The organism is Anaerococcus obesiensis ph10 (genome assembly GCF_000311745.1).
Lineage (GTDB): Bacteria > Bacillota > Clostridia > Tissierellales > Peptoniphilaceae > Anaerococcus > Anaerococcus vaginalis.
Genome location: NZ_HE978531.1, coordinates 397,907 through 411,491, shown reverse-complemented (window position 1 = coordinate 411,491; position 13,585 = coordinate 397,907). Strand labels below are relative to the sequence as shown.

The following is a 13,585-nucleotide window of genomic DNA, read 5'->3' as shown; positions in this document are numbered from 1 at the left end:
AATTTGGTCTAAGCTAGGCTTTTTTATTGGGGATTATATAAATATTTTATTTTATTTCTATACATGATTTATATTCTTCTGGACTTTTTCTGATTTTTTCTGGATTTTTAAAGAAATCATTACTTAGTTTCACTACAACAGGACTAAGAGTGACAACTGCAAAAAGATTTGGCAAAGCCATAAAACCATTTAAAATATTTGCCACAATCCAAGCTACTCCAAGATCAATATTTGCTCCAACAAAAACGAAAATAACATACAAAATTCTATAATGAATTATAATTTTATCTCCAAATAAATATGTAAGAGCAGTTTCTCCATAATATGCCCATCCAAGAATTGTTGATAAGGCAAAAAGACTTAAGCCAACGCATACTATAATATTTCCAAAACTTGAGCCTGTTGCAAAAGCACGTGCAACAAGGCTTGCTGCATTGTTTGTATCAGTAATATCTACATTTGTAGAAAGAATTACTAAAGCTGTCATGGTACAGATTATAATTGTATCTACAAAAACTTCGCTAATTCCCCAAAGACCTTGACGTACAGGATGATCAGTTGTTGCACACGCATGAGCCATAGGAGATGAACCTAAACCAGCTTCGTTTGTAAAAACTCCTCTAGCAACACCAGCAGATATAACTGCTTTAACAGAAAGACCAGCAAAAGAACCGCCAAGACTTTTTGGACTAAAGGCTCCTAGAAAAATTGATTTAAAAGCTGGCAAAATATTTGCTTTGTTTAAAAATAAAATCCATAAACAACCAAGAATGTAAAGAAGGGACATTAATGGAACCAACTTTTCAGTAACTTTTGTAATTGAATTTATTCCTCCAACTATTACAACACCCGCTATAATCGATAAAATTATTCCACTAATTATTGTATTTACTCCAAAAGTATCTTTAAGTACACCTGAAATTGCATTTGATTGGGTAGAATCTCCAATTCCAAAAACGGCAATTCCTGCAAAAATTGCAAAAGTTTTTGCAAGTTTTTTATTATTTAGACCCTTTTCAATATAATACATTGGTCCGCCAACATATTTTCCATTTTTCTTTTCCCTATAAGTAACTGCTAAGGTTACTTCAGAAAATTTTGTAGCCATTCCTAATAAGGCTGCAATCCACATCCAAAATATTGCACCAGGTCCTCCCAGAATAATTGCAAGAGAAACACCAACAATATTTCCAGTACCAACTGTAGCTGCAAGAGCCGTTGCTAATGCACCAAAAGGACTTATATCTCCCTTGGCATGATGGCTATTTTTTTCAAAAATTTTTCCCAAAGTATTTTTTAAAGCGTATCCTAATTTTCTAAATTGAATTGCTTGAGTTTTTATGCTTATGTATATTCCTGTTCCAGCAATTGCCAAAATCAAAGGCAAACCCCATAGCAAATCATTAAAACTTTTTAATATATCTACCATATAATTCTCCATTAAATTTTATTTTATTATTTTATCATCATTTAAAATAAATGCAAAATAATTTATAATTTATCAAAATTTTTAACTTTGTATTTTATAATTAACATTGCTTGTACCCATATCTTTATATTGATTCTAAAAATGGTATAATTTATTCATAAGAGAGGAAATTATGACCAAGTGGTATATATATAATAAAAAAATAATTATTTATCAAATTTAAAAAATAAAAATATTACCAAATTAGAAGCATTGATACTTGCAAATAGAGATATAGTTGATCCGAAAGTTGTTGATAGTTTTATTAATCCTACTTTAGAAAAGCTTCATGATCCTTTTTTATTAAAAGATATGGAAAAAGCTATTGATTTGATTATTGAAACTATGGAAAACGGAGAATCTATTAGGATTTTTGGAGATTATGATCAAGATGGTATAAGCTCAACTATGACACTTTTGGATGGCTTATTATATTTTTATGATGATATAAGCTATGATATTCCAGATAGGGTTATTGATGGCTATGGGATTAGCGATAGAATGATTGATAGGGCGATTGAAGCAAATGTAAGTCTTATTATCACTTGCGATAATGGAATTAGTGCTATTGATCAGGTTAAAAGATTAAAAGAAAATGGGATTAAAGTTATAATAACCGACCACCATCAAGTTTCAAAAAAAGAAGATGGGGAATGGGTTGAGCAAATTTTACCTCAAGCTGATTGCGTTATAAATCCAAAAAGACTTGACAATACTTATCCATTTGATGATTTGTGCGGAGCAGGAGTTGCTTTTAAATTAATACAAGCTTTGTACCAAAGACTTGATGGAGATATGGAATACTTATATGGTTTATTGGAATATGTAGCTATGGGAACTGTTTGTGATGTTGTTTCACTTACTGATGAAAATAGAATTTTTGTAAGAGAAGGTCTAAAAAGAATTAATAATACTGAAAAACTAGCTATAAAAGCCTTGGTTGAAGAAAATTCTTGGAATAGAGAAGTTAGTGCTTATACGCTAGGATTTATTATTGGACCATGTATGAATGCTACTGGTAGACTTTCTACTGCAAAACTTGCTATTGATATGCTAATGGAAGATGATATAGAAAAAATTCGTACTTATGCAAAAAAACTTGTTAGCTTAAATACTGAAAGAAAAGAATTGACTAATATAGGTCTTGAAAAAACTTTAGAAATTATAAAAGATAAAAAATATTATAATGATGATATTATTATTGTAGATGTTGAAAATATTGAAGAAAGTATTTGTGGTATTATAGCAGGAAGAATAAAAGAAAAGTTTAATAAACCTACTATAATTATGACTCAGTCAAGTCAAAATGGGATTTTAAAAGGCTCTGGAAGAAGCATAGAAGCTTATAATATTTACAAGGAAGTTTTTGAAATAAAAGACCTACTTGAATCATTCGGTGGACATCCTATGGCTTGCGGACTTTCTATAAAAAGTGAAAAAGTTGATGATTTTAGGCAAAAATTAAATGATAAATCAAAATTAAAAAAAGATGATTTTGTAAATATTATAAATATTGATGCTCAAATACCTATAGACAAACTTTCACTCGAATTTGCCGAAAGTTTACAAAGGCTAGAACCTTTTGGAAAAGACAATCCAAAAGCAAAATTTGCCGACAAAAACCTATTTATAAAAAATATAAATATGATTGGAAAAAACAATAATACCATGAAAATGATCTTAAATAAAAATGGTCGTGATATAGAAGCTATAAAGTTTAACGCACAAAAAGATTATAAATATTTAAGTGATAAATTTAAGGCAAATATAATAGGAAATAGAATTGACGCTGTATTTTATCCAGATATAAATGAATTTAATGGTAGAAGAAATTTACAAGTGAAATTAATAGATATAAGGTAGGTGATATTATGGCAAAAGATTTTCAAAAAGAATTTTTAAATTTCAAAAAAATTATTTTAAAAAATAATGAACAAGCAGATATTAATTTAATAAAAAAGGCTTATGATTTTGCTGAATATCATCACAGAGGTCAAAAAAGAAATTCTGGAGAAGATTATTTTATTCACCCAATAGCTGTTGCAACAACTATATCTAATATGCAGTTAGATGACCAAACAATTTGCGCTGGATTGATGCACGATGTTTTGGAAGATACGCCTGTAACAGAAGAACAAATGAAAGAAATTTTTGGGGAAGAAATAACTTTTTTAGTAGATGGAGTTACAAAGCTTAAAAAATTAAATTACAAAACAAAAGAAGAAAAACAAGCCGAAAACATTAGAAAAATGGTTTTGGCTATGAGCAATGACATTAGGGTTATTTTGATAAAGCTTGCTGACCGTTTGCATAATATGAGAACTTTGGAATATAAGACTGAAAAAAAACAAAAGCAAACAGCTAGTGAAACTTTAGAAATTTATGTTCCACTAGCACATAGGCTTGGAATATATACTATGAAGTGGGAGCTTGAGGACTTATGTTTTAGGTATCAAAAACCTGAAGAATATTATGAGCTTGCTCAAATGGTTCATAATAAAAGAAGAGAAAGAGAAGCCTACATAAATCAAATAATTGAAACTTTGGATAAGGCTCTTTCATCCTCAAATATAAATTATGAAATTTCTGGAAGACCAAAAGGTTTATTTTCAATTTATAAAAAAATGAGTAGAAATAAAATTGAATTTAACGAAATTTATGATTTGACAGCTGTTAGAGTTTTAGTTGATACGGTTGCAGATTGCTATGAAGTTTTGGGAAAAGTTCATTCAATCTGGAGACCAATTCCAAATAGAATTAAAGATTATATTGGACAACCAAAGCCGAATGGTTATAGGTCTTTGCATACAACAGTATTTGGAGAAGATTCTAAGCCATTTGAAGTTCAAATAAGAACAAGGCAAATGCATTATGAATGTGAATATGGAATTGCAGCTCACTGGAAATACAAAGAAAATAAAAGTAAATCAACAGAATTTGATGAAAAACTCACTTTTATTAGACAAATTATGGAATGGCAAAAAGAAGGTGGCAAGGATGTAGATAGTAAGGAATTTTTGGACACCTTAAAAGGAGATTTTTTCTCAAAAGAAATATATATATATTCTCCAAAAGGAGAAATTTATTCTTTGCCAGTAAATTCTTGTGCAATTGATTTTGCTTATAGAGTTCACACAGAAGTTGGAAATAAATGTGTGGGAGCTAAAGTAAATGGAAAAATTGTTCCATTTTCCCACAAGCTAAATACAGGAGATGTAGTTGAAATTCTTACAAGTAAGAATTCTCAAGGTCCATCAAGAGATTGGTTAAATATGGTCCAATCAAACCAAGCCAAAAGCAAAATCAAACAATTTTTCAAAAGATATAGAAAAGAAGAAAATATTGAAATAGGAAAAGATTCCTTATACAGGGAGCTTAGAAAATCAAACGAGATTTACAAAAAAGATATAAAAGATGATTGGCTAATAGAAATTGCAAACGACTTAGGTTATCCAACAAAAGATGAAATGTTTGCATCGATTGGATTTGGCAAAACAAATACAGACCAAATAATTCAAAAATTGATAAAAAAACACAAAGATGAATTGCCTAAAAAAATTGAAGATTTAGATATAAATAAGGAAAAACCAAAAAAATCTTTTTCTAATGAAGTAAGGGTAAGCGATCTTGATGACCAAGTGGATGTAAAATTTGCAAAATGTTGTAATCCAGTACCAGGAGATCAAATTGTTGGATATATTACAAAAGGAAATGGCATAAGCGTTCATGTAAGGACTTGCCCAAATATAACAAGCTTAAAATCTCCAGAAAGATTAATTGATGTATATTGGCAAAATAATTCTGATGATATGTTCCCTGTAAGAATACAAATTACAACAAAAGATAAAACTGGAATTATTTTTGAAATAACTAAATTAATTTCAACAGAAAATGTAAGTATTGAGGCGATGAATGTAAGAAGCAATGAAAATCATGAGGGAATTATTGATCTTACAGTTTCAGTTCCAAATACAGAAAAACTTAATGAATTAATTATGAAATTGAAAACAATAAAAATGATTGAAAGTATATATAGGGTGAAAAGTTAATGAGAGCAATTGTACAAAAAGTAAAAAAAGCAAGTGTAAAAGTTTCTGATGAGTTGATTTCAGAAATAGGAGAAGGATTATTGGTTTTTGTAGCAGTAACAGATTCTGATACAAAAAAAGATATTGATTATATAAAAAAGAAAATTGAAAAATTAAGAATTTTTGAAGATGACCAAGGAAAAATGAATTTGTCTGTAGAAGATGAGGGGGGCGAATTATTAATTGTAAGCCAATTTACCTTATATGGCGATGCAAGAAAAGGAAATAGACCTTCATTTATAAATTCATCAAGTGCAGATAAGGCAGAAGAATATTATGAAATATTGATTAAAGAGTTAAAAGATGATGGATTTAATGTAAAAACCGGAAAATTTCAAACACATATGGAAGTTTCATTAATAAATGATGGACCTGTTACTATACAGCTTGATAGTGAAAGGTTGTATTAATGAATATAAAAAAAATCACAGAAGGGCCAATGATGGCTAATTGTTATGTAGTTTATGACGAAAATAAAAATGGATTTTTGATTGACCCAGTTTATCCAGGTGGAAAAATTGAAAATTATATAGATAAGAATAAAATTAATATAGAGTTTATTTTATTAACCCATACACATTTTGATCATGTGTTGGGGCTTGAATATTTTAAAAACAAATTGAATGTAGATGTTTACGCTAGTGATGATAGTAAAAATATTGCAAATGATCCAGACTATAATTTATCTAGAGGATATTGCAATATAAATGTAGAAATTGATTCATATTTAAAAGATGGTCAAGAATTTTCTCCATTCAAAATAAAAGCTATCAAAACTTCTGGTCATAGTTTAGATTCAATGTCATATAAAATTGAAGATGATATTTTTTCTGGAGATACTTTATTTAATTTATCAATTGGAAGAAGTGATTTTCCAGGAGGAAATTTTAACACTTTGATTAATTCTATAAAAAATAAAATATTTATATATGATGAAAAAACAAGGATCCATCCAGGACATGGACAATCAAGTAATATTGGTTTTGAAAAAGAAAATAATCCATTTTTAAATTAGGAGGTTAGTATGGAATTTAAAAGAAGTCACATGTGTGGCGAACTTAGAGAAGAAAATATTGGAGATGAAGTTGTACTTATGGGCTGGGTTGCCAAAAAAAGAAATCTTGGCTCATTGGTGTTTATAGATCTTAGAGATAAAACAGGTATAACACAAATTGTAACACGTGAAGATGATAATGAAAATTATAAAATAGCAAAAGATGTAGCTGGAGAATATGTTTTGGAAGTTAAGGGAGAAGTTAGAGAAAGAGAATCTAAAAATCCAGAAATTCCAACAGGAAACATAGAAATAATAGCTAGTAAAATCAATATTTTAGATAAGGCAAAAACACCTCCTATTTATATTAAAGAAGATGATGATGTAAGTGAAAATTTAAAATTAAAATACAGATACCTTGATATGAGAAAACAATCAGTTCAAAAAAATTTAAAATTAAGATCTGATATTGTTAGGTGTATGAGAGAGTATATGTATGATAATGGATTTACAGAAGTTGAAACACCATTTCTTACAAAACCAACTCCAGAAGGAGCAAGAGATTATTTGGTTCCATCAAGAGTTAATCAAGGAAAGTTTTACGCATTGCCACAATCTCCACAATTAATGAAGCAATTGTTAATGATTGGTTCATTGGATAGGTATTTCCAAATAGTAAAATGTTTTAGAGATGAAGATTTAAGAGCAAATAGACAACCAGAATTTACACAACTGGATCTTGAATTAAGTTTTGCAGATCAAGATGATGTTATTAAAGTGAATGAAGGATTATTAAAAACACTTTTTGATAATTTTACTGACTATGATTTAAAACTTCCAATCCAAAGAATGGATTATTCTGAAGCTATGAATTCATACGGATCTGATAAACCAGATTTAAGATATGGATATAAGATAAATGATATTTCAGAAATATTTAAAAATTCTGACTTTAAAGTTTTTACAGATAATATCAAAGAAGGCCATTCTGTTAGGGCAATTAATTTTAAAGGACAAGCAGGAAATTATTCAAGAAAGCAATTAGATAAATTAACAGATTTTGTAAAAGATTATGGTTTAAAAGGATTGAGTTTTATTAAATTTAATTCAAAAGATGATATAAATTCTTCTATTAAAAAATTCTTAACTGACGAAATTGTTGAAAATTTAATAGAAAAATTAGATATTTCTGATAATGATTTGATTTTAATTGGAGCTGATAAAAATAAAACAGTTCTTGAAGGACTTGGAGCTTTAAGAAGAAAAGTTGCAAAAGATCAAAATCTTTATGAAAAAAAATATGCTTTTTGTTGGGTTGTAAACTTCCCTATGTTTGAATATAGCGAAGAAGAAGACAGATACGTTTCACAACACCATCCATTTACAATGCCAAATGAGGAAGACATTGATTTATTACTTACAGAACCTGAAAAGGTAAGAACTCAAGCTTACGATATTGTAATAAATGGTGATGAAATGGGTGGAGGTTCAGTAAGAATAAACAATCAAGAACTTCAAGAAAAAGTATTTAAGGCTTTAAAATTATCTGATGATGACATAGAACAAAAATTTGGTTTCTTTATAGAAGCTTTACAATATGGAACACCTCCTCATGCAGGACTTGCTTATGGACTTGATAGGTTGGTAATGTTATTTGCAAAAACTGAAAATATTAAAGATATTATTGCATTTCCAAAAACTCAATCAGCAACTTGCCCATTAACTCAAGCTCCAAGTATAGTTGATGAAAAAAGTTTAAATGAATTAAGCATTGAGGTAAAAGAATAAAAGGAGCATTGGATGCAAACTATTAGTAAAAAAGGAATAGTCGTAGAAAATTTAAATGGCAATGTAAAAGTAATGATTCAAAAGGAATCAGGATGTGGATCTTGCTCTTCATGTGGTGGTTGTGAAATAAAACCATCTTACTACACTACATTTACTAATGAAAATCTAAATCCTGGAGACTTTGTTTATCTAGATTCAGATGTAAAAACTGTAAATAGACTTTCTTATTTCACTTATTTATTTCCAGTTTTTATGATGATATTTGGAGCTGTTTTAGCCAATACAATATTTAAAGATAAGTTTCTAGATAATAATTTACTTACTGTTTTGTTTATATTTTTATTTTTAGCAATATCTATTTTTATTCTAAGAATGATGGATAAGAGATATGAAAATAAGGATATAATTACAATAAGAAAAGCCTAATATAGATAAGGTTAGCTTTGCTAACTTTATCTATTTATTTATCTTAAAATTAATGGAGAATATAATGAACGCACCAATAGTTACACTGGTAGGAAGAACTAATGTTGGGAAATCGACATTATTTAATAAATTAGTTGGCAAAAGAAAAGCTATTACAGAAGATGTGAATGGAGTCACTAGAGATAGGGTTTATGACAAAGTTGAATGGATAGGTCATGAATTTATACTAGCTGATACGGGTGGACTTGATATTTCAAATAAAGAACTTATGAATCAAGAAATAAAGTCTCAAGTTGAAAAAGCCTTATTAGAAAGTGATTTAATTCTTTTTGTTGTAGATGGAAGAGAAGGAATAAATCCACACGATTATGAAATAGCTGATGAAATTAGAAAATATAATAAAAAAGTTATAGTTGTAGCAAACAAAATTGATGGAGCAAATATACCAGATCATATTTATGATTTTTATCAATTTGGTTTTGATGATTTGATTAGTACATCTGCAGAAGGTTCAAAAAATCTTGGAGATTTGTTAGATAAAATTGTTGGTTTTATAGATTTTTCTAAATTCGATACGGATTTAGATGCTACAAGAATTGCAATAATTGGAAAACCTAATGCTGGTAAATCATCTCTTGTAAATCATCTTTTGAATGAAGAAAGAATGATTGTTACCGATATTGCAGGAACTACAAGAGATGCCATAGATACTTATTGGCAATATAAAGATAATAACTATGTTTTGATTGACACAGCAGGACTTAGGAGAAAAAATAAAGTAAGCGATAATATAGAATATTATGCTAATCAAAGAACTTTTGATGCTGTTGATAGCTCAGAAATTTGTTTGTTTTTAATAGATGCAACAGTTGGAGTAACTGAACAAGATACAAAAATTGCAGGATATGCTCACAACCAGAAAAAAGCAATTATAATTGCTGTTAATAAATGGGATAAGGTTCAAAAAGAAACAAATACAATGAAAAATATGGAAAAAGAAATTAGAAATAAACTTTCTTTTGCTTTATATGCCCCAATTATTTTTATTTCAGTTTTAAAAGGACAAAGGATTACAGATCTTTTGAATTTAATTGAAATTGTAAATAGCAATTATCACACAAGAATAAAAACTGGAGTATTAAATACTATCTTGCAAGATGCAATAATGATGACAGCACCTCCTCAAGATAAGGGGAAAAGATTAAAAATTTTCTATATCTCACAAGTTCAAACTGCTCCACCAAAGTTTTTATTGCATGTAAATGACAAAGAGTTGATGCATTTTTCATATCAAAGATATTTGGAAAATCAAATAAGACAAAATTATAGTCTTCAAGGAGTACCTTTTACTTTTGAAATTAGAGAAAGGAAAGAAAAATGAAATTTGTTTTAGTTGCACTTTTTTCATATTTAATTGGTTCTATCCCTTTTTCTTATATAATAGCTAAAGTTTTTTTCAAAAAAGATATAAGAATTATGGGAAGTGGAAATCCTGGAACTACAAATGTATTTAGAAATTTTGGAGCACTTGCAGGTTGCTTTTGCTTGTTTTTAGATATGGCTAAGGGATTAGTGGCAGTTTATTTTTCTATGTTTTTCCTTGGCGAAAAATATGCTTTAACTGCTCTTGTTTTTGTAGTTTTAGGTCATATATTTTCAATTTTTTTAAAATTTAAGGGCGGAAAAGGGGTAGCAACATCTGCTGGAGCGTTGTTTGCTTATGATTTGAGAGTTTTCTTGTGTCTATTAATTTTATTTTTAATAGTTTTTTTACTTACAAGAACAGTTTCAAAAGCATCATTAAGTGCAAGTTTACTTGCTCCATTTATTTCTTATTATTTTCAAGGTCTAAGTGCCTTTACACTAATTATATTATTTGTAGCAATTACAATAATAATTGAACATAGGTCAAATATAATTAGAATTAAAAATCATGAAGAAAAGAAAATGTTTTAAAGGAGTATTATGAAAATTTCAATTATTGGAGCAGGAAGTTGGGCAAGTGCTATTGCTGATTTCCTTTCAAAAGACAATGAAGTTTTAATGTATGCTAGAAATATTCAAGATGTAGATAATATAAATGATTTGCATATCAATAAAAAATATTTTGCTGATATAAAATTAAGTGAAAATATAAAGTCTACTAATAAAATAGAAGACTTATTAGAAAATAAAATAATAATTAATGCTATACCAACTCAACATACAAGAGAAGTATTAAGCAATATAAAAGATGGTCTTGATGAGAAAATTTTGGTTAATTTATCCAAGGGAATAGAAATTAAAACATTAAAAAGAATATCACAAGTAATTTACGAATTAAATCCAAATTGCACTTATGCAGTCTTGTCAGGGCCAAGTCATGCTGAAGAAGTGATTAGAAAAATGCCTACAGCTTTGGTTTGTGCTTGTGAAGATGAAAAAATCGCAAAAGAAATTCAAGATATATTTTCAAAATATTATCTAAGAGTATATACTTCAACTGATGTTATAGGATGTGAAATTGGTGGAGCTATAAAAAATGTACTAGCTTTTGGCATAGGAATGGTTACAGGTTTGGGATTTGGAGATAATACCAAGGCTGCGATTATGACTAGAGGAATCTATGAAATGAATAAATTTGCTATAAGCCAAGGAGCAGATAGAAAAACAATAAATGGACTTTGTGGAATAGGAGATTTAATTGTTACTGCTACAAGTATGCATTCAAGAAATAATAGGTGTGGAATATTATTTGGAAAAGGCTATTCATTAGATGATGCTTGTAAGGAAGTTAAAACAGTTGTTGAAGGAATTCCAACTACAAAGGCTCTTTACAATCTATCAAAAAAAGAAAATATTGAGCTACCTATTACAAACGAAATTTATAAGGTGATTTTTGAAAATAAAAATCCAAAAGATTCTGTAGAAGTTTTGATGAATAGAGATAAAAAAAGCGAATATTAGATTGGATGTGTTATGAGTATAAAAGATAATATTGATGATTTAAAAAAAGACTTAGAAAATTATAATGCTAATCTATTGGCTGTAACAAAAACTCATGGAATAGATAAAATTATGGAAGTTTACAATTACGGTTTAAGGGATTTTGGAGAAAATAAAGTTCAAGAATTAATAGAAAAAAAAGAAAAAATGCCAGAAGATATTAATTGGCATTTGATAGGTCATTTACAAACTAATAAGGTTAATAAAATTGTAGGAGAAGTTTCATTAATTCATTCTGTTGATTCTTTAAAAATTTTAAAGAAAATTAATAACAGGGCAAAATCTTTATCAATTGTTCAAGATTGTTTGATACAAGTAAATGTTTCAAAAGAAGAAACAAAGTCAGGATTTTTTGTTGATGAGATTGATAAAGTTATTGAAGAGGCCTCAAAATTAGATAATATTAACATAAAAGGTTTAATGACTATGGCTCCTAATACAGAAGATGAAAATCTTATTAGAAATTGCTTTAGGGAACTTAAAAAAATATTCGAAAAATTATCCAATTTAAGTTATAATAATATTGAAATGAAATATCTTTCTATGGGAATGACTCATGATTATAAAATAGCTCTTGAAGAAGGAGCTAATATAATTAGAGTAGGATCAAAAATATTTGGTAAAAGGATGTATAAAAATGTTAGATAAATTTAAAGAATTTATAGGAATTGACGATGATTACGATGAATATGATGAAGAAGTTGATGAAGAGGAAGAATTAGAAAAAACTAGCGAAAAAACTTACAGCCCTAGCTCAACTTATGATTTTAGTAGTACAATGGGCTCAGATAACGCTAAGACAAGCACCTATTCATCATTTTCAAATGATTATTCTTCTAATAACAAAGCTAGAAAAATTAGGGGAGGAGACAATATAGTTAGTATGAATAGTAATAATAGAAGCTTCGGCAAAAGCACATCAAATTCTTTTAGAATTTCTATTCAAGAACCATTAAGCTACGATGAAGATGGTCCAAAAATTGTTGATGATATTTTAGATAAAAAAGTTGTAGTATTAAATCTTGAAATGCTTGAAGTTGACAAAAAAAGACAAATTTTAGATTTTGTATCTGGTGCTGTTTATGCTCTTGAAGGAACAGTAGAAAAAGTTTCTAAAGGAATTTTTGTAATTTGTCCAAAGGGCGTAGATATTGATAATTATGTAGAAGATCAAATTTCTAGCGGAAATTACAATCAATTATAATTTGTAATTTAATAAATCTTTTATGAAATTAGAATATAATATTGATTTTGTTGAAGATAAGTCTGTCAAAGCAAATATAAAAAAAGCTATCTCTTTATTAGAAAAATCATTTTATACTAGAAAGGAAGTTTCAAGTTTTTTCTTAAATCCATTTGAGATTTCTGTATTAAATGATATAGCAAAAATTAATAATATAGAGATAGTTTTTTTGTCATGCAATGAATCTAGCGAAAGACAAATATTTGTTGCAAATCCTTATTCAAATGAAATTAATACTAGAAACTACATAAGTGTATTAGAATTCAAAAAAAATAATATAAAACATCCAGATGTCCTTGGAGCTCTTTTAAATTTAGGTCTTGAAAGAAATGATATTGGGGATATTTATGTTGGAGATAAAATTTGCGAATTTGTAGTTTTAAATAAGGATAAGGATTTTGTTAAATTTAACCTAAGTAAAATAAAAAATGAAAGAGTAAATATTGATTTTAAAAAAGATAATATTTTAAATTTGCCAAAAAATTGATTATATAGAAAATAGAGGATTTGTTTCTTCGCTTAGACTTGATAATATTGTTAGTGAATTTATAAATCTTTCAAGATCAAAGGCAAAAATTTTAATTCAAAGAAGG

13 protein-coding genes and 1 pseudogene are annotated in these 13,585 nt (G+C 28.1%); 13 read left to right on the top strand and 1 reads right to left on the bottom strand.

The features are described 5' to 3' along the window. Positions 1 to 46: 46 nt before the first annotated feature. Positions 47 to 1,429, bottom strand: coding sequence for an alanine/glycine:cation symporter family protein (locus tag HGAG_RS02070; protein WP_019117703.1), 1,383 nt, complete (start codon positions 1,427 to 1,429; stop codon positions 47 to 49). A gap of 252 nt (positions 1,430 to 1,681) precedes the next feature. On the opposite strand from HGAG_RS02070, the gene recJ reads away from it, so the two are divergent. The 13 genes and pseudogenes from recJ to HGAG_RS12395 form a co-directional block, all read left to right on the top strand. Further along, positions 1,682 to 3,331 carry a single-stranded-DNA-specific exonuclease RecJ gene (gene recJ / locus HGAG_RS02065; RefSeq protein WP_019117702.1) on the top strand — a complete coding sequence of 550 codons (1,650 nt, stop codon included), beginning with the start codon at positions 1,682 to 1,684 and terminating at the stop codon, positions 3,329 to 3,331. An 8-nt stretch (positions 3,332 to 3,339) separates the two neighbouring features. Then, on the top strand, positions 3,340 to 5,517 hold the full coding sequence (locus tag HGAG_RS02060) for a RelA/SpoT family protein (protein WP_019117701.1): 2,178 nt from the start codon (positions 3,340 to 3,342) through the stop codon (positions 5,515 to 5,517). Further along, a complete protein-coding gene (gene dtd, locus HGAG_RS02055; protein WP_019117700.1) occupies positions 5,517 to 5,966 on the top strand; it encodes a D-aminoacyl-tRNA deacylase in 450 nt (149 codons plus the stop codon). The genes HGAG_RS02060 and dtd overlap by 1 nt, the downstream gene beginning before the upstream one ends. Then, positions 5,966 to 6,571 carry an MBL fold metallo-hydrolase gene (locus tag HGAG_RS02050; protein WP_019117699.1) on the top strand — a complete coding sequence of 202 codons (606 nt, stop codon included), beginning with the start codon at positions 5,966 to 5,968 and terminating at the stop codon, positions 6,569 to 6,571. The genes dtd and HGAG_RS02050 overlap by 1 nt, the downstream gene beginning before the upstream one ends. 9 nt (positions 6,572 to 6,580) lie before the next feature. After that, positions 6,581 to 8,338 carry an aspartate--tRNA ligase gene (gene aspS, locus HGAG_RS02045; RefSeq protein ID WP_019117698.1) on the top strand — a complete coding sequence of 586 codons (1,758 nt, stop codon included), beginning with the start codon at positions 6,581 to 6,583 and terminating at the stop codon, positions 8,336 to 8,338. A gap of 12 nt (positions 8,339 to 8,350) precedes the next feature. Further along, positions 8,351 to 8,764 carry a SoxR reducing system RseC family protein gene (locus HGAG_RS02040; protein ID WP_004838775.1) on the top strand — a complete coding sequence of 138 codons (414 nt, stop codon included), beginning with the start codon at positions 8,351 to 8,353 and terminating at the stop codon, positions 8,762 to 8,764. A 64-nt stretch (positions 8,765 to 8,828) separates the two neighbouring features. Then, complete coding sequence (gene der, locus HGAG_RS02035) at positions 8,829 to 10,145, top strand: ribosome biogenesis GTPase Der (RefSeq protein ID WP_019117697.1); 1,317 nt, start codon at positions 8,829 to 8,831, stop codon at positions 10,143 to 10,145. Next, positions 10,142 to 10,720: a glycerol-3-phosphate 1-O-acyltransferase PlsY gene (plsY, locus tag HGAG_RS02030; protein WP_019117696.1), complete on the top strand. Its 579-nt coding sequence runs from the start codon at positions 10,142 to 10,144 to the stop codon at positions 10,718 to 10,720. The genes der and plsY overlap by 4 nt, the downstream gene beginning before the upstream one ends. Before the next feature lie 9 nt (positions 10,721 to 10,729). After that, a complete protein-coding gene (locus HGAG_RS02025; protein WP_019117695.1) occupies positions 10,730 to 11,710 on the top strand; it encodes an NAD(P)H-dependent glycerol-3-phosphate dehydrogenase in 981 nt (326 codons plus the stop codon). A 12-nt stretch (positions 11,711 to 11,722) separates the two neighbouring features. Continuing rightward, the gene (locus tag HGAG_RS02020) at positions 11,723 to 12,397 is read left to right on the top strand and encodes a YggS family pyridoxal phosphate-dependent enzyme (protein WP_019117694.1); all 675 of its coding nucleotides are present in this window, start codon (positions 11,723 to 11,725) and stop codon (positions 12,395 to 12,397) included. Further along, complete coding sequence (locus tag HGAG_RS02015; protein WP_019117693.1) at positions 12,387 to 12,953, top strand: cell division protein SepF; 567 nt, start codon at positions 12,387 to 12,389, stop codon at positions 12,951 to 12,953. The genes HGAG_RS02020 and HGAG_RS02015 overlap by 11 nt, the downstream gene beginning before the upstream one ends. A gap of 22 nt (positions 12,954 to 12,975) precedes the next feature. After that, positions 12,976 to 13,479, top strand: a complete 504-nt coding sequence (locus HGAG_RS10420) for a YlmH/Sll1252 family protein (protein ID WP_341871702.1) — start codon at positions 12,976 to 12,978, stop codon at positions 13,477 to 13,479. After that, positions 13,463 to 13,582, top strand: a pseudogene (locus tag HGAG_RS12395) (YlmH/Sll1252 family protein); the annotation flags it as partial. The gene HGAG_RS10420 and the pseudogene HGAG_RS12395, both read left to right, overlap by 17 nt. Between the last annotated feature and the right edge of the window lie 3 nt (positions 13,583 to 13,585).

Coding starts and splice junctions, on each gene's coding strand:
- dtd (WP_019117700.1), top strand. CDS start 5,517: ATGAGAGCAATTGTACAAAAAGTAAAAAAAGCAAGTGTAAAAGTTTCT.
- aspS (WP_019117698.1), top strand. CDS start 6,581: ATGGAATTTAAAAGAAGTCACATGTGTGGCGAACTTAGAGAAGAAAAT.
- HGAG_RS02060 (WP_019117701.1), top strand. CDS start 3,340: ATGGCAAAAGATTTTCAAAAAGAATTTTTAAATTTCAAAAAAATTATT.
- HGAG_RS02020 (WP_019117694.1), top strand. CDS start 11,723: ATGAGTATAAAAGATAATATTGATGATTTAAAAAAAGACTTAGAAAAT.
- der (WP_019117697.1), top strand. CDS start 8,829: ATGAACGCACCAATAGTTACACTGGTAGGAAGAACTAATGTTGGGAAA.
- plsY (WP_019117696.1), top strand. CDS start 10,142: ATGAAATTTGTTTTAGTTGCACTTTTTTCATATTTAATTGGTTCTATC.
- HGAG_RS02025 (WP_019117695.1), top strand. CDS start 10,730: ATGAAAATTTCAATTATTGGAGCAGGAAGTTGGGCAAGTGCTATTGCT.
- HGAG_RS10420 (WP_341871702.1), top strand. CDS start 12,976: ATGAAATTAGAATATAATATTGATTTTGTTGAAGATAAGTCTGTCAAA.
- HGAG_RS02070 (WP_019117703.1), bottom strand. CDS start 1,429: ATGGTAGATATATTAAAAAGTTTTAATGATTTGCTATGGGGTTTGCCT.
- HGAG_RS02040 (WP_004838775.1), top strand. CDS start 8,351: ATGCAAACTATTAGTAAAAAAGGAATAGTCGTAGAAAATTTAAATGGC.
- HGAG_RS02015 (WP_019117693.1), top strand. CDS start 12,387: ATGTTAGATAAATTTAAAGAATTTATAGGAATTGACGATGATTACGAT.
- HGAG_RS02050 (WP_019117699.1), top strand. CDS start 5,966: ATGAATATAAAAAAAATCACAGAAGGGCCAATGATGGCTAATTGTTAT.